Here is a 14,694-nt window from a genome sequence, read left to right on the forward strand (position 1 = left end):
GTTTTTACTATTGATTGATTTTGAAAATGGTTAATTGTCTTCTGAAATAAATTCAGTGTAAATGTCCTTTATTATGTGCTTTATTGGAATTTAAAAATACCCAATTGTAGAAAACTGTTCCCCAATTGTAATTTTTGGTTTTGTACCTTTTCCTTCATTCTATCCGCGTTTTATTACACCACCATTTGATATATCCGACTTGATTTTGGGGTTACCTGTATAAAAAATAGTTCCTCCACCTTTCACTGTGCCATCAAGAAGTGTTGCGACTTGAGCGGTTATTTTTCCGCCTCCGTAAACAATGGCAAACAGAGAATCGATAGGTGTTGATGCCATCTCAAGATTTCCTCCATCTTTTACAGAGCATTTAAGGACCTCTATTGGGGCGAAACCATCCTTTATTTTGAGTTTCCCGCCTCCACTTAACTGAATTTCATCAAAATTTGGAGTCCCTATATGGATTTCAACATGGCATTTATCTAAATGGTTGTCCTTACTTGAAATGCCTAAGGTTTTTGATGAAACGGCCTCATCGATTTTTTCCACACATCTTTTTTCTCCTTTCAATTGCAATGTGGTTGTCGAAGAAGGGTACAGGTAGACATTTCCTCCTGTTGTAACAATTAGACTTTTAAAAGGCTGTATGGTTTTCTCTACCTTTACAACATCTTTGTTCCCTAAAAAAGAATTGTCTTGTGCTTTGCATGATGGTAATGCGAAAAGGCTGAATAGGATTACGGGTATTGAAATAAACTTTATCATGTTGATTTTTTGATTGATTTATAAGGTGTAAACCTGACTAGTTTTTTGCTTTAACTTTTACGCCGTCTTCATTGATCTTCATTTCAAAGGAATCCTGGTCATCCTGAAGGTTGATATCGATACCGTCTTCATTGATAATGATCTTGCCGTTTCCATCGAATTCCTCTTCATTCTCATCTTCTGGGCAATCCAGACATTCCAGTTCACCTTTGTCGTCCATTAACCAATGTTGTCCTGCCATGCCACTTCTGTAAAACCCTTGGTCATTGTCTATGCCTCTGCCAATGTATCTGCTAGTGGAGTCGTCAAAATACACGGTTTTACCTTCAGGAACATAAATTGTCACGGTCACTTCTTGGTTTCTGGCCTTGTTGGATGTTTCCGTGGTCAAGTATTTGTCCAGTACAATTTCATTGCCATCAATGGTGTAGGCATATTCAATGTTTCTGGCTCGGTCCCGAGCTGCCGGGGTAGAACTTCCATCCGCATCTTTTCTAATGTTGATGCTAATGGAATCCGTATCCGACTTTCTTATTTTGATGTCAATTTCATCAGACATAAGAATACGGTCGTCGTTTTCGTCATAACCAAAGGTCATTCTTCCAAAATGAATATCGTCTCGGTTATAATCCATATCACCATCCTTCATTGTAATGATCAATGTATCGGAGGGAATTTCCAATGCCAGTTCTTTTTTGTCGTTGACACTTCCCGTAAATGAGAATTCAGCGGCCTGTTTTATGCCAAGGGCAATCAATGCTCCTACGGAGATCAACCAAAGACCCAACAAGGAGAACTTCGCAATATTGCCAATAGACTTCAGGTTGTTCACTAATATCTTCAATCCCAAGTACATCAGAAAGAAAAATGGAATACCAAAGGCAAAAAAACCAAACAATAAAGTAGCCCATACTGGAATAATTCCAGCTTCAATTATGGTATTGTAAACGTCTATGACAGGAAAATTTGAGGCATCGAAAGCACCGAGTGTCACAATGGCGATAAATAGCGCAATGAGATTTGCCGCACCGACCAGTACTAGGATAATCCCTATGAACTTCCCGAATATCTTGAAGAGGAACAGGATAATGTCCCCGATGGTATCAAAAAAGGTCTTGGAGCTGCTTTTGACCCTGTTGCCCACTTTTTCGTAGTCAACGCTTTTTACCTTGTCGGCAACATCATCAAACCCCTCTTTAACTTTGCGTTCTATATTGCTGATGTTGACGGGCTCCCCCCGCATATCCAATTTTTGGGAGGTTGTGGCGGCCTCTGGAACCAATATCCAAAGCAGGATATAGGCAATAAGCCCAAAACCACTGGTAAATATGGCCAATAGAATAAATATGAGCCTTACCCAAAGGGAGTCTATGCCCAAATAATGCTCCAAGCCCGCACAGACACCTCCAATATATTTGTGGTCGATGTCGCGGTACAACTTTTTCGTTCTTCTGGCGGTGGGTTCGGCGTAGCTCTTTTTGGGCTCGTCCTCAAAAATGTCCTCGTCCACCATGTAATCTTCGGGTTGCCCCATAACATCGATTACCTGATCCACCTCTTTGTGGGTGATCACTTGGCGCTCGTTCTCCATTTTTTCCAAGAAGAGTTCGGCTATCCTGGCCTCTATATCGGCAATGATCTCGTCGCTTCCCTTGGTACCCGAAAAGGAGCGTTTTATTGACTCCAAGTACCGTCTCAGCTTGTTATACGCATCGTCGTCTATATGGAAGAGCGTATTTGCTAGATTTATATTTACTGTCTTGTTCATTTTTTGATTCTATTTTGTGTTGGTTACCAGATTGACTGCATTTCTTAGTTCGTCCCAGGTGCCGTTTAGTTCGTTAAGGAACAACTGGCCCGTTTCGGTGAGACCGTAGTATTTGCGGGGAGGTCCCGATGTAGATTCTTCCCAACGGTAGTTGAGCAATCCTGCGTTCTTAAGCCTTGTGAGCAAAGGGTATATGGTACCTTCCACTACTAACATCTTTGCGTCTTTTAAAGCGTCCAGAATTTCGGAGGCATACTTGTCCTCATCTTTTAGGATGGACAAGATGCAATACTCCAGAACACCTTTGCGCATTTGTGCTTTTGTGTTTTCTATGTTCATAATTTCATGGGTCTAAATTTATGCTGAACTGGGTTCGGCATTTAATTAACAGTTTTTTCTTGTTCTTTGATTGATGATGGTTTCTTTCGTTTTTTGATTGATGTTTAAACTCCTTTTCTTTGATTGATGATGAATTTTTCGGAGGTGATTAGGCTCCTATATATATTACTTGATGAATTTTATGGTAAATGGATATTTGAAATATTCTCCCTCATTGGTTCGGATTGTGGCCAGAACGGTGAAAACGATGTTTACAACGCCAAGCGCCACCTGCAAGAATCCTGTAATGCCCACTGGCCAGAACAATCTGCCAAACCTAAAATCGTCGCTGTCAATATGAATGTTCAAATTGTTGAGGTCGCTCAACCCATGGAACCCGAAAAAGTTCCAATCGAACAAGTCTGGCCAAAATCCAATAAAGAACGGGATGGTGACCAAACCTGCCACGATGGAGTAAAGCAACATACTAATTTGAAAATTAAGAGCCTGTTTGCCGTTATAATCGACAAACGCGTGCTCTTTTTTGTTTGCGGTCCATAAGATCAACGGAAGTATAAAGTTTCCGAAAGGAATAAAGTACTTCGAGAACATGGACGCGTGGATGATCGCGGATAAATTTCGTTCGTGTTTGGTGATTGTAGTTGCCATTTTCTGATTGATGTTTTTTGATTGTAAAGGGGTTAACCTATTAGCTTACGATGCAAATATATATCCAAAAGATGGTACTATGCAAAACAAAGTACTATAATTTAACATATAATTAACAATAATTGGTAACGTCTTTTTACCTATTTTTAGACAGATTTAAATAAGCAGTATGGCACTTACACCCAGTAAAATCAATATGTTCACATTTATGAACCTCCCTTCGGCATGGTGGTGCGGGGTACGGCTCAAATATATTGATGATAAAAAAGCAATGACCACTGTAAAGCTTAAATGGATGAATCAAAATCCGTTCAAATCCATGTTTTGGGCTGTTCAGGGGATGGCCGCCGAGTTGAGTACAGGAGCTTTAGTGATGAACGAAATCCAAAAAAGCGGAAAGAAAGTGTCCATGCTCGTCGCCAATAACAAAGCCACATTTACCAAAAAAGCTACGGGACGCATCAATTTTACCTGTGAGGATGGGGAACTGATTGCCGATGCGATACAAAAAACCGTTGATACTGGGGAGGGGCAAACCTGCTGGATGAAAGCCGTAGGGGTCAACCAAGATGGGGTGGAGGTGTCCACCTTTCATTTTGAGTGGACGGTGAAAGTGAAGGGATAGTCAAGGTAAAGGGTTAACGCCTAAAGGGTAAAGTTTTTATCAAATAAGAATGTAACAAAAACCAAAACAAATCAACAGATAAACAAAACAACATTCAAAAACAATCCTATAATGAACGCACACGAAATAGACTACCACATTTACGGCGAAGAAATGCAGTATGTGGAAATAGAGCTGGACCCTCAAGAAGCCGTTGTTGCCGAAGCAGGCTCTTTTATGATGATGGATCAGGACATTAAAATGGACACCATCTTTGGTGACGGTTCCAATCAAGATACTGGCGTTTTGGGGAAATTGTTTTCCGCAGGCAAGCGTTTGCTCACTGGCGAGAGTCTTTTTATGACCGCTTTCTTGAACATTGGTCAAGGAAAGAAGCAGGTAAGCTTTGCTTCGCCATATCCTGGTAAAATTGTTCCAATAGACCTTTCTGAAAAAGGAGGGAAGTTCATCTGCCAGAAAGATGCTTTCCTGTGCGCCGCCAAAGGCGTTTCCGTAGGGATTGAATTCTCCAAACGTTTGGGGCGTGGTTTTTTTGGTGGTGAAGGCTTCATTATGCAAAAATTGGAAGGCGATGGTATGGCCTTCGTGCATGCCGGTGGCACCATGGCCAAAAAAGTATTGGCACCCGGTGAGACCTTGAAAGTAGATACAGGCTGTATCGTTGGTTTTTCCCATACGGTGGATTATAATATTGAATTCATCGGGGGCATCCGAAACTCGGTGTTCGGTGGAGAAGGCCTGTTCTTTGCTACGCTTCGTGGGCCTGGAACTGTTTATATTCAATCCTTGCCGTTTAGTAGATTGGCCAGCCGTGTGTGGGCCGCTGCACCGCGAGGTGGCGGAAAGGACAAGGGCGAAGGAAGTATCTTGGGTGGTCTTGGTGATTTGCTCGATGGCGATAATAGGTTTTAATTTTAGGAGTTAGGAGTTAGGAGTTAGGAGTTAGGAGTCAGGAGTCAGGAGTCAGAGGTCGGTTATCTGATTTCTGACATCTGAATTCTGATTCCAGAAGTCTTAAAAATTCACTTCTTTTGTGGATATGAATTTCAACGACCTGTTCCATTTTCTGGAAGAATTACAACAAAACAATAACAAGGAATGGATGGATGCGAACCGTAAATGGTACAAATCCCTCCGCAACGATTTCATTACTTGGTTGGATCATTTGGATATGACCATGGCCCAGCTCCATGATGATTATTACACAACTCCAGGAAAGAAGGGCATCAATCGAATCAACAACAATTTGATGTTCCACCCGAACAAACCCATTTATAAGGACCATTTTGGTGCTGGATTGGACAAAGCTCCGAATTCAGCCGATTTTTATATCGAAATTGGTCTAAAAAACTGTCTTTTAGCAGGAGGTAGATGGCGACCCGATTCCAAAACGCTCCGCAGTATCCGGGATGCCATTGATTATAATGGGGAGGAATTGCAAAAAATTCTGGACAAGCCTTCATTCAATAAAATGTTCGGTGGATTGTACGAGGACGAAAAATTGGTGTCATCGCCCAAAGGTTTTTCCAACGATCATCCACACATAGAATTATTGCGTAACAAAACCTTTGCCGTGGAATATAAATTGACCAAAGAGGATGTCCTAAGCGATGATTTCAAGGAAAAAATCGTTGATGTTTACAAGGAGATGTTACCTTTTCGTCAATATTTGAACCAAGCGGTTACTGTTTAATCTAATTCATCCGAAGCTTCTATCAAACGGGCAGATAGGTCTGGACGTTCCATATCCTTATCATAAGGGAACATAGGACGTATGATTTTTTTGTGCCCCAATCGTTCCAAATCTTGGTCCACACCACCGGGCGTCAACATCATGATCCAGTCTCCTCGCATGTTATACAGTTCAGGAACCAAATAGCCAATTTTTACTACAATGATATCCGTTTCACTTGGTGTAAGTCCCAAGTTGGTGAAATCCGATTTTCTATGGTACGGTTTCCTCTTTTTTGTAACGATGATATAAGCATTGTCCACTTTTACCACGACCTCGGTCTCTGCGTGAACGTCACCATGTTTTATGGCGGTCACTTCCCCCGTCAATTCTAAAGGCGGAGCGTATCGGTCATCTATTTCAGCGCCTACTGGAGCACTTACCTGCCCGCCAACTCCAACTTTCAGGGCTTCCTCAACCAATTTGGGTCCAGGAATGGATGCGTAAATCAAAGATTTGCCACCTGGCACATGGAATTCTTCATGTTTTAAAAGCTCTGTCAAGGTCCAAGTAACATCGCCAGCACCACCTGCGGTGGGGTTATCGCCCATATCGCTCAACATAAATGGTTTCTTGTCGCTGGCAAGGGCAGTTTCCAGCGCTTCCTCGTAGGGTTTTGTAGGAGCAACGAATTCAAACTCTTCGCGGACATCCCAAAAACTATTGGCCAATTTTTCCGCACCTTCGGTAACAGCTTTTTTATCATCTCCGGTAACCATGACCACTGCATGATTTCGCGGCTCATCGGCCCAAGCGTAGCCAATCCAAATGGCCGCATCGATCACACCTTCTTTTTGTTCTACTTCGGGCACTTGGGCATAAAGACTTTTTCCTGGTTCAACTCGGGTACTCGTTTTTTCTCCGGGGAGCAAGATGGGTACGGGGACCCACGCTTTATATTTTGGTTTGCCTTTTCCGTTTTCCAATCTAGTGACCAAGTTTTCCACGGCCCGTTTACGCGATTCTGTGGCATCCTCATGAGGGGCCATACGGTAACAAGTAATCAAATCGGAATGCTGAGCCAATCGTTTGGAAACATTTCCATGTAAGTCCATGGAAGTGGAAATCAACACATCGGTACCGACCACTCCACGGATTCTTTTGATGAGGTCGCCTTCGGGGTCGTCCAGTCCAACAACACTCATCGCACCGTGGATGTCAAAGAAAAGACCATCATAGGGCATGTTTTCTTCCAGCATGGTCAGGGTTTTGCCAACCAAGGACTCATAAGCCTCTCGTGTAACTGTTCCGCCCGGCAATGATTTTCCCACTAAAGTGGGAACCCATTCGGCCCGTTGTCTCAATGAAGAATCAGCATCCATAAAAGGATAACGGTTAAATATGGAATCCCCAATTTTAGGGTGGAACGCTTCTTCATGGGTTAGGGCAGGTGAAAACGTGCTGGATTCAATTCCCAGTCCTGCAATGGCTATTCGGGGCAGTTTTTTTTCGGTATTCTTCTTACAACTTATCAGAATGGCAAAAAGAAATAGATAAAGTAGAGGCTTACGCATATTATTAGGTTTGGTCGGTTTCATCAAAGCATAAATATCGACATTATTGTGATGGTGTCAAAAGGAAGAAGTGATTCATCCGGATAAATGGATTAGCATTATATTTAGAAAAATTTATTCATTTTGGCTAACGACAGAATCAGAAACATGCAGCGGGAGCTGCTTTCAGATAATTGGTATACGCTTGAGAAAATCTCTTTTGAATATTTACGGGATGATGGTGTTTGGGAAAAGCAAACCCGCGAAGCTTATGACCGTGGCAATGGTGCCGCTATCCTTTTATATAATGTTGATAAGGGAAAGGTGGTGCTCACCAGGCAGTTCCGGATGCCCACATATGTAAACGGTAACGATGATGGGATGATGATCGAGGTTTGCGCCGGACTGTTGGAAAAGGGCAATGCCGAGCAGACCATAAAAATGGAAGTGGAGGAGGAGACCGGCTATAAAATTGATAAGGTAAAAAAGGTTTTTGAATCCTACATGTCCCCTGGTTCGGTTACGGAAATTCTCCACTTTTTTATAGGGGCCTACGAAGATGGTATGAAAATCAGTGAAGGTGGTGGTGCGGATGATGAAACGGAGAACATTGAGGTGTTGGAGCTGGATTTTGAAAAAGCCATTGCCATGGTGGAATCTGGTGAAATACGGGATGCCAAAACCATCATGCTGCTACAATATGCCCAAATCCAAGGAATTTTTGATCAGTAGTTTTCGTGAAGACTTTTTAATGTAGCATACATTGTTTGCCTGACTTCTTTGGAAGGCACCCTAAAATGGTTGTTCATAAAACTGAAGATGAGCAATTTGCCCGATATCGTCTTTATATACCCACTTAAATTATAATTGTTGCCCACCGAACCGGATTTGGCAAATAGAAAAGGCTCTGTGGTGGGGTCTTCCCATTGTTCAACCGTATTATCGGGTCCCCACATCGGAAAAATTCCGAATAGGCGTTCTTCCGGGATCTCATCGTACATTTTATGGAGGATTTGGACAAAGGACCTCGGTGTAAACAGATTATATCGGGAAAGCCCGGAGCCATCTACCCATCGCGGTTGCTGTTTCAAGTCCTTGAAATGATTGTCCAACATATAATCAATGGCATTTTGGGTGCTCAAGGTATCGGAGACCATTCCCGACGCTGCCAACAATAATTGTTCCGCCAAAAAATTATCGCTCTTCAACAGCATTCTTTTATAAATGGAGTCCGTTTCAATGCCGTACAATGTTTGTTTTTCGCCTTCGGGGTAATGTTGGGTCAAGAAAATCTCTTTTCCTGTGGCTATTTCCAATAAATGTTTCGTCAAACTATCACTGGTCATATAAGGAACTTCCAAAGTGTCCTGCTCCATTGGGGCAATATAGAATTGGTTTTTGAATTCCACTCTTTTTATGGTTGTATCCTTTACCATGGTTTGGTCTTCAAAATATTTTGGGGAAACCTCCAAAGCACCGTTGTTTGAAATGGTAGCTACATTTCCGTAGAGTGGCAAAGTAGATTTCTCTGGCGAGAAATAGGTGTCATAATCTTCCCATGCCCAGCCGGGTCCATACCGTTGCTCATCATGATTTTTGGTGTAGAGTGCAATGGTTTTTTGATTTTTTAACCAGTTTATGGCAGTGCTGTCGGAAAAATAAGGATGCAGCCAAGTTGGATCCCCAGTTCCTTCCACAAATACAGTGTCATTGGCAACCAAATATTTTAGAGTAGGGATGTTTTTGGGAAGCAAATTAAGGCCTGTATAGAAAGTCACAATCTTAGTGTTGCTGGCAGGGGTAAAGTATTTATCCCCGTTCAAATTATAGACTTCTTTTCTACTATTTGCATCGACGACAACCAAACCATGGAAAGAATTTTGAAGTTTATCGTCCGCTATTTTTGAATTGAGAGTTTTCTTGATGGAACTGCAACTGGTCAGTAAGGTGGTAACTATAAAATATCTGAAAATCAGTATTTTGAAATGATTTTTATGTGTTTTAAGCATATGATTCTTTAGTGGAATTTAACAACAAGATATTCAATTTTTAACTGGAAGTTAGCTTTTTTAAACCTCTTTTTTAGTAATTTAGGTCACAACCTATTTACCCAATTTAATCAAATTGATATGCCCAGAGCTATGTTAGATTACACCAAAACAATCCTTCAAAAGGTGAGTTTTGATGCTAAACTCTTCGCTAGGGAGCTTCAGAAAGCAATTTCTAGATTGTTACCCAATGAAGTAGAAGAATTGAAAATCTGGTTGCAATTTTATATTGTGGACAAACCGGAATTACATTCAACAATTTTATTATTAAAAACTTAAACACTAACAAGGGCCGCTGAAAAGCGGCTCTTTTAATTTTTGGACAACGGACTGATGATTTTTACGTCCTGAAATGCAATTGCTCCACGAACAATACTGGAGATAACTTCTCTTAGGGCGTCAGTTATCTGTATTTTTAGTTCGCTTTTATGGTATATCATACTTATTTCTCGGGCAGGTGAAGGGGTTTGGAAAGATTTAAGGTTTATAGTTTTTTCTTTATCCAAGTGCAGGGTGTTTAAGTAAGGTAACAAAGTCATTCCCATACCTTCGTCAGCTAAGCTTACCAAAGTTTCAAAGCTTCCGCTCTCTATTTTAAAGTGTTCGCTACGTAGATTTTTGGAAGCTTTGCATAAGTTGATGACCCCTTCTCGGAAACAATGTCCATCTTGCAATAAGAGCACATCATTGACATCCAAATCACTCGTGGTAAGTTCATTTTCTGCAGCCAAGCGATGATTTTTTGGAACATATCCTACAAAGGGTTCATAATAAAGGGGTCGTTCTTTTATAAATTCAATTTCTAACGGAGTTGCAGCAATCCCAGCATCCAAATGTCCGTCCATAATATTTTTGATCATGGTTTGGGTAGACTGTTCCTTAATAATAAGGTTGACCTTTGGATATTTCTTAATGAATGCGTTCAAGAACATTGGAAGCAATGTTGGCATTACAGTAGGAATGATTCCCAAGGTATAGTCCCCACCGATATATCCCTTATCCTGATCTACAATATCTTTGATGCGCTCAGCCTCGGCAACAATGTTTTTAGCTTGGGCCACTATTTTTTTACCAACTTCTGTAATGGTTATAGGTTTTTTGCTCCTATCAAAAATCAGTACATCCAGTTCGTCTTCCAACTTTTGAACCTGCATACTCAGTGTGGGTTGGGTAACAAAGCTCTTTTCCGCTGCCAGAGTAAAGTTCTTGTGTTCGGCAACAGCTAACACATATTGAAGCTGGGTAATGGTCATTCAATTATAAGTTTAGGGGATAAAAGTATAAAAAACCATCAGGTTAATCTATAGAAAAAACGTAATCCTGAATCATTATAGCGGATAAAAAAAAGCCTACACTATGGCAGGCTTTCTTTTGATTGATGATGTTTTTTCTAGGCTAGAACCTAATGGTGAACTCCAAATCTTCCTCGCCAACAGTAAACTTTGCACTATTAAAGCTAGGTGGCCCCATGGTCATATCGTTACCGGACATACCATAGCTTTCTTTGGGCATTCCGTTGGATTGATAGTCCATTCGATTGTTTTCATTGGCATCGTGCATGGCCATAATGGCATAGTTTCCGGGAGTCACGTTGGTGAATGTCAATGTGACTTTACCATCGGTGATGGCACTTTGTAAATTTTGTACGCCTTGTCCTTTCATAAAGGTTTCTTCGGTATGCAGACCTGCGAGAACTTTGCCTTCGTCTTTAGTAATATTGTCAATGGTAACGGTAATATCCACGCCGGTTTTTTCTTGTGCTAGGCCAACGATGGTTACTAAAAAGAGACTTAATGCTAGTGTTACAGTTTTCATAATGGTTGTTTTTGATGTTTTGTATGCTTCAAATCTCCAAAAGAAGAGGTTCTAAAAAAATTTCAACCTACCGAAATGTTGATTTTTTGGAGTGAACTGCAGTCGGAAATCAGGAAATCAATTCGGTTATAAAAATCTACAGTTGGGCACTTCCTTTTGGTTTGGCAACCTGCATCCAAGCAATTTTGTGGCATCAATCTAAACGATCAGTCATGAAAACCTTTATCAATATTATCACTTTTTTATTTTGCACTGGTGCTATTTTTTCGCAGCACACAATCTCTGGAAAAATCACAGATGCCAAAAACAATCCCATAGAGGGGGCCAACATCTACCTGGAGGGTACATACGACGGGGCCTCTTCAGATATCAACGGAAATTTTAGCTTTGAAACCAGTGAAGAGGGTACACAAACGCTTGTTGTTTCCATGTTATCTTTTGAGCCCCATCATGAAGTGGGTGACGTTTCCTATTTTGAAAATTTACATATCAAATTAATGGAATCCGTAAATTCATTGTCAGGGGTTACTTTGACCGCCGGCACGTTTGAAGCCGGTAACAATTCCAAGGCATCCGTATTGAAACCACTCGATATCGTGACCACTGCGGGTGCAACTGGTGATTTTGTGGCCGCACTGCAGACCCTACCGGGAACAACAACGGTGAACGAGGATGGTCGCTTGTTCGTAAGGGGCGGTACGGCGGGCGAGACACAGGTGTTTATCGATGGACTTCGGGTTTTTCAGCCATTCAACGCTACGGCAAATAATACGCCTACCCGCGGAAGGTTCTCCCCATTTTTGTTCAAGGGTATATCCTTTAGCACCGGAGGGTATTCCGCAGAGTACGGTCAGGCGCTTTCCAGTGTACTATTATTGAACACTACGGATGTTCCGTTACAGGAGAAAACCGATATATCCATTATGAGCGTTGGGGGTGGGCTAGGGCATACCAAGATTTGGGGCGACCAATCGTTGAGCATCAACACCTCTTATATGAACCTGGCGCCTTATGAAGCCTTGATTCCTTCCACACAAGGCGTTCGTTGGAAAAGTCCATATGAATCCATTTCCGGTGAAGCCGTTTTTAGGAGCAAAGGCGAAAAAAGCATGTTCAAACTGTACACGGGTTTTAACCATTCCAATTTGGATATTGAACAGGAAGACATCAATTTTGATGATTTTGTACGCTTTGGTCTGAAGAACAACAACTTATATTTTAACTCATCCTACAAATACTATTTTGGGAATGATTGGAGCCTAACTTCGGGCGCTTCCATTGCATGGGACACCAACGATATTGGTATTAATGAAGGTAATGTGGATAGTAAGGAAACGTCTTCGCACCTTAAGGTAAAGGCCCGTAAAAACTTTAGCAATCGATATGATTTGAGTTTTGGAGCAGAATATTTCCATACCCATTATGATGAAACATACACGGATGTAAATGTTGATGGATTCGCCAATGGTTTTACCGATGGACTTTGGGCCGGTTTTGCCGAATCCGACATCTATTTGAGCAACAAGTTTGCCATGAAGTTAGGGCTAAGAGGCACACACAGTAGTTTATTGGATGAATTTAAATTGTCACCAAGACTATCACTGGCATACAAAATGGGCGAGAACGGACAGTTTTCTTTGGCCTACGGTGATTTTTATCAAAGACCAATTTCGGATGTCATCAAGTTTGATGAAAGCCTTTCCATGGAGAAAGCGTCCCACTACATTCTAAACTATCAATATATAAACAACGGTAAAACATTTAGAACTGAAGTCTATTATAAGGATTATGACCGATTGATAAAATATGATTCCGAGATGCCACAGTTTAATTCCGAATATAGTAATTCTGGAAATGGATATGCCCAAGGTATTGATGTATTTTGGAGGGATAGTAAGAGCATCGAAAATTTGGATTACTGGTTTTCCTATTCTTATTTGAATACAGAGCGAGACTACCAAAATTTTCCTGAACGGGCCACTCCCAACTTTGCACCAAAGCACAATGCTTCATTAGTGACCAAATATTGGGTGGACAAATTGCGCTCGCAAGTGGGTCTATCATATTCTTACGGTTCGGGAAGGCCTTATCACAATCCCAATAACCCTGGTTTTATGCAGGAAAAAACCAAATCGTACAATAATTTGAGCTTTAACTGGGCCTATCTTATCGATCAACAAAAAATTCTGTACTTTTCAGTGAGCAACTTGTTGAGCCTTAACAATGTAAGCAATTACCAGTATTCCAATTCTCCAGATGTAGGAGGAGTATACAATAGAAGGGCCATAACCCCTCCGGCGGATAGTTTTTTCTTTGTTGGTTTCTTCTGGACGATAAGTACGGATGGAAAAAGTAATCAGTTGGACAACCTTTAGGCTATTGCTGCATTTTAAGGTAATAATCAACGGAATGCTTTCCAGAACCGTAGACAATAAAGAACAAGGACGTAATTAAGACGATAACGGCCAACATAAGATAGTTAGTGTTCATTACCCCTATAAAATTGGTGAGAATCGCACCGAATAAAATCGGTAACTGTGCTATGGCGGCCCATCTGGTCAGCAAACCGACCGTAATCAGGATACCACCCACAAAATGAGCTGGAATTAAATAGTGAAGAAATATCATCCCCCCTGGAATATCTTGGAAAGGTTCTGCCAACCGCTCCATTTCCTCATGGTTGGACATAAATTCGATTCCCTTGACAAAAAAAACGACACCGAGTAAAACCCGGATTAAATCTAGTGAAAGATAGGTATGGGCATTGGCCCATTTGTTGAGCTTTTTGATGAGACCCATGACATTGAGGTTTGCGAATTGATTACATAAGGTACTCATTTTAAGTGATATATTGAATTTTTTTCACATAAATCGTGAGTAGCCATTGAGCCTAGGTCAAAATGAACCCACTAAATCTATCAATGAAGGCAACTAATTTGGAAACGAGGCTATCCAAAAATCACTCCAAGGTCAATTCCATCTGAATATCGCTACGGGCATATGGGGATTTTACTTTGACCATTTCTACAAACCCCAATTTTTTGTAGAGCGACAATGCCGGCGCCAATTTTCTATTGCTCTCCAAAAATATTTTCTTGGCTCCCAATTGCTTTGCTTTCTCAATAATATGCTGGCCCAACAATTTACCTATTCCTTTTCCTTGGGCCGCAGGTGACACACCCATTTTGGACAGTTCAAAATCGTATCCATCATATATACAAGGTATCAAGGCACAAACTCCTACCGGTTGCTCATTCAATAAGGCAACTGCAATATATCCGCCTTTGTCCAAAATGTAGCCTTTCGGATTGTGCAGTGCAAGACGGTCCATTTCCTCAATCTGGAAATATTTGATGATCCATTCCTCGTTCAGATCTCTGAAAGCATCTTTATAAATTTCAGAATATTGAACAATAGTTAAGGAAGTGCCCATTTTGGAGGTATGTTTTGAGTTTGTTTGATCA

At 41.2% G+C, this 14,694-nt stretch carries 16 protein-coding genes; 6 read left to right on the forward strand and 10 right to left on the reverse strand.

The genetic code is table 11. The annotated features are described in order from the left end of the window. Positions 1-159 precede the first annotated feature (159 nt). The 4 genes from J0656_RS08585 to J0656_RS08600 all read right to left on the reverse strand — a co-directional run bounded on the left by J0656_RS08585 (position 160) and on the right by J0656_RS08600 (position 3,517). Positions 160-762 carry a GIN domain-containing protein gene (locus J0656_RS08585; protein ID WP_207032900.1) on the reverse strand — a complete coding sequence of 201 codons (603 nt, stop codon included), beginning with the start codon at positions 760-762 and terminating at the stop codon, positions 160-162. Between the two features lie 37 nt (positions 763-799). Beyond that, entirely contained in the window at positions 800-2,530 is a 1,731-nt protein-coding gene (locus J0656_RS08590; RefSeq protein ID WP_207032901.1) for a PspC domain-containing protein, read from the reverse strand. 9 nt (positions 2,531-2,539) lie between these two features. Further along, positions 2,540-2,869, reverse strand: a complete 330-nt coding sequence (locus tag J0656_RS08595) for a PadR family transcriptional regulator (RefSeq protein ID WP_207032903.1) — start codon at positions 2,867-2,869, stop codon at positions 2,540-2,542. Between the two features lie 165 nt (positions 2,870-3,034). Then, entirely contained in the window at positions 3,035-3,517 is a 483-nt protein-coding gene (locus J0656_RS08600; RefSeq protein WP_207032905.1) for a DUF4870 domain-containing protein, read from the reverse strand. A gap of 169 nt (positions 3,518-3,686) precedes the next feature. Here J0656_RS08600 and J0656_RS08605 point away from each other — a divergent pair, with 169 nt between their 5' ends. The 3 genes from J0656_RS08605 (at position 3,687) to J0656_RS08615 (ending at position 5,835) form a co-directional block, all read left to right on the forward strand. Next, positions 3,687-4,142, forward strand: a complete 456-nt coding sequence (locus tag J0656_RS08605) for a DUF4442 domain-containing protein (protein WP_207032907.1) — start codon at positions 3,687-3,689, stop codon at positions 4,140-4,142. Positions 4,143-4,253: 111 nt separating this feature from the next. Next, positions 4,254-5,054: a TIGR00266 family protein gene (locus J0656_RS08610; protein ID WP_207032909.1), complete on the forward strand. Its 801-nt coding sequence runs from the start codon at positions 4,254-4,256 to the stop codon at positions 5,052-5,054. A gap of 127 nt (positions 5,055-5,181) precedes the next feature. Further along, a complete protein-coding gene (locus J0656_RS08615; RefSeq protein ID WP_207033316.1) occupies positions 5,182-5,835 on the forward strand; it encodes a DUF2461 domain-containing protein in 654 nt (217 codons plus the stop codon). Here the strand turns inward: J0656_RS08615 and J0656_RS08620 are convergent. Continuing rightward, the gene (locus J0656_RS08620) at positions 5,832-7,388 is read right to left on the reverse strand and encodes a M81 family metallopeptidase (protein ID WP_207032910.1); all 1,557 of its coding nucleotides are present in this window, start codon (positions 7,386-7,388) and stop codon (positions 5,832-5,834) included. The genes J0656_RS08615 and J0656_RS08620 overlap by 4 nt on opposite strands. 123 nt (positions 7,389-7,511) lie before the next feature. Here J0656_RS08620 and J0656_RS08625 point away from each other — a divergent pair, with 123 nt between their 5' ends. Further along, entirely contained in the window at positions 7,512-8,099 is a 588-nt protein-coding gene (locus J0656_RS08625; protein WP_225604771.1) for an NUDIX domain-containing protein, read from the forward strand. On the opposite strand, the gene J0656_RS08630 is transcribed toward J0656_RS08625, so the two are convergent. Then, on the reverse strand, positions 8,093-9,376 hold the full coding sequence (locus tag J0656_RS08630) for a D-alanyl-D-alanine carboxypeptidase (RefSeq protein ID WP_207032913.1): 1,284 nt from the start codon (positions 9,374-9,376) through the stop codon (positions 8,093-8,095). The two genes, J0656_RS08625 and J0656_RS08630, sit on opposite strands and share 7 nt — an antisense overlap. A 120-nt stretch (positions 9,377-9,496) precedes the next feature. Here J0656_RS08630 and J0656_RS20140 point away from each other — a divergent pair, with 120 nt between their 5' ends. Next, positions 9,497-9,694, forward strand: coding sequence for a hypothetical protein (locus J0656_RS20140; protein ID WP_225604769.1), 198 nt, complete (start codon positions 9,497-9,499; stop codon positions 9,692-9,694). A 32-nt stretch (positions 9,695-9,726) separates the two neighbouring features. Here J0656_RS20140 and J0656_RS08635 read toward each other — a convergent pair whose 3' ends face one another. After that, positions 9,727-10,668: a LysR substrate-binding domain-containing protein gene (locus J0656_RS08635; RefSeq protein ID WP_207032915.1), complete on the reverse strand. Its 942-nt coding sequence runs from the start codon at positions 10,666-10,668 to the stop codon at positions 9,727-9,729. 142 nt (positions 10,669-10,810) lie between these two features. Further along, entirely contained in the window at positions 10,811-11,230 is a 420-nt protein-coding gene (locus J0656_RS08640; RefSeq protein ID WP_207032916.1) for a DUF2141 domain-containing protein, read from the reverse strand. A 212-nt stretch (positions 11,231-11,442) separates the two neighbouring features. On the opposite strand from J0656_RS08640, the gene J0656_RS08645 reads away from it, so the two are divergent. Further along, entirely contained in the window at positions 11,443-13,605 is a 2,163-nt protein-coding gene (locus J0656_RS08645; protein WP_207032917.1) for a TonB-dependent receptor, read from the forward strand. A gap of 1 nt (position 13,606) precedes the next feature. On the opposite strand, the gene J0656_RS08650 is transcribed toward J0656_RS08645, so the two are convergent. Together J0656_RS08650 and J0656_RS08655 are read right to left on the reverse strand one after the other, a co-directional pair. Next, positions 13,607-14,029 carry a DoxX family protein gene (locus tag J0656_RS08650; RefSeq protein WP_207032918.1) on the reverse strand — a complete coding sequence of 141 codons (423 nt, stop codon included), beginning with the start codon at positions 14,027-14,029 and terminating at the stop codon, positions 13,607-13,609. Positions 14,030-14,189: 160 nt separating this feature from the next. Next, positions 14,190-14,663, reverse strand: a complete 474-nt coding sequence (locus tag J0656_RS08655; protein ID WP_207032919.1) for a GNAT family N-acetyltransferase — start codon at positions 14,661-14,663, stop codon at positions 14,190-14,192. Between the last annotated feature and the right edge of the window lie 31 nt (positions 14,664-14,694).

This window comes from Flagellimonas aurea, assembly GCF_017313785.1.
Taxonomy (GTDB): Bacteria; Bacteroidota; Bacteroidia; order Flavobacteriales; family Flavobacteriaceae; genus Flagellimonas; species Flagellimonas aurea.

Bases quoted from the DNA above. Each gene is read 5' to 3' on its own strand.
- J0656_RS08585 (WP_207032900.1), bottom strand. From the start codon at position 762: ATGATAAAGTTTATTTCAATACCCGTAATCCTATTCAGCCTTTTCGCA.
- J0656_RS08590 (WP_207032901.1), bottom strand. From the start codon at position 2,530: ATGAACAAGACAGTAAATATAAATCTAGCAAATACGCTCTTCCATATA.
- J0656_RS08595 (WP_207032903.1), bottom strand. From the start codon at position 2,869: ATGAACATAGAAAACACAAAAGCACAAATGCGCAAAGGTGTTCTGGAG.
- J0656_RS08600 (WP_207032905.1), bottom strand. From the start codon at position 3,517: ATGGCAACTACAATCACCAAACACGAACGAAATTTATCCGCGATCATC.
- J0656_RS08605 (WP_207032907.1), top strand. From the start codon at position 3,687: ATGGCACTTACACCCAGTAAAATCAATATGTTCACATTTATGAACCTC.
- J0656_RS08610 (WP_207032909.1), top strand. From the start codon at position 4,254: ATGAACGCACACGAAATAGACTACCACATTTACGGCGAAGAAATGCAG.
- J0656_RS08615 (WP_207033316.1), top strand. From the start codon at position 5,182: ATGAATTTCAACGACCTGTTCCATTTTCTGGAAGAATTACAACAAAAC.
- J0656_RS08620 (WP_207032910.1), bottom strand. From the start codon at position 7,388: ATGCGTAAGCCTCTACTTTATCTATTTCTTTTTGCCATTCTGATAAGT.
- J0656_RS08630 (WP_207032913.1), bottom strand. From the start codon at position 9,376: ATGCTTAAAACACATAAAAATCATTTCAAAATACTGATTTTCAGATAT.
- J0656_RS20140 (WP_225604769.1), top strand. From the start codon at position 9,497: ATGCCCAGAGCTATGTTAGATTACACCAAAACAATCCTTCAAAAGGTG.
- J0656_RS08635 (WP_207032915.1), bottom strand. From the start codon at position 10,668: ATGACCATTACCCAGCTTCAATATGTGTTAGCTGTTGCCGAACACAAG.
- J0656_RS08640 (WP_207032916.1), bottom strand. From the start codon at position 11,230: ATGAAAACTGTAACACTAGCATTAAGTCTCTTTTTAGTAACCATCGTT.
- J0656_RS08645 (WP_207032917.1), top strand. From the start codon at position 11,443: ATGAAAACCTTTATCAATATTATCACTTTTTTATTTTGCACTGGTGCT.
- J0656_RS08650 (WP_207032918.1), bottom strand. From the start codon at position 14,029: ATGGGTCTCATCAAAAAGCTCAACAAATGGGCCAATGCCCATACCTAT.
- J0656_RS08655 (WP_207032919.1), bottom strand. From the start codon at position 14,663: ATGGGCACTTCCTTAACTATTGTTCAATATTCTGAAATTTATAAAGAT.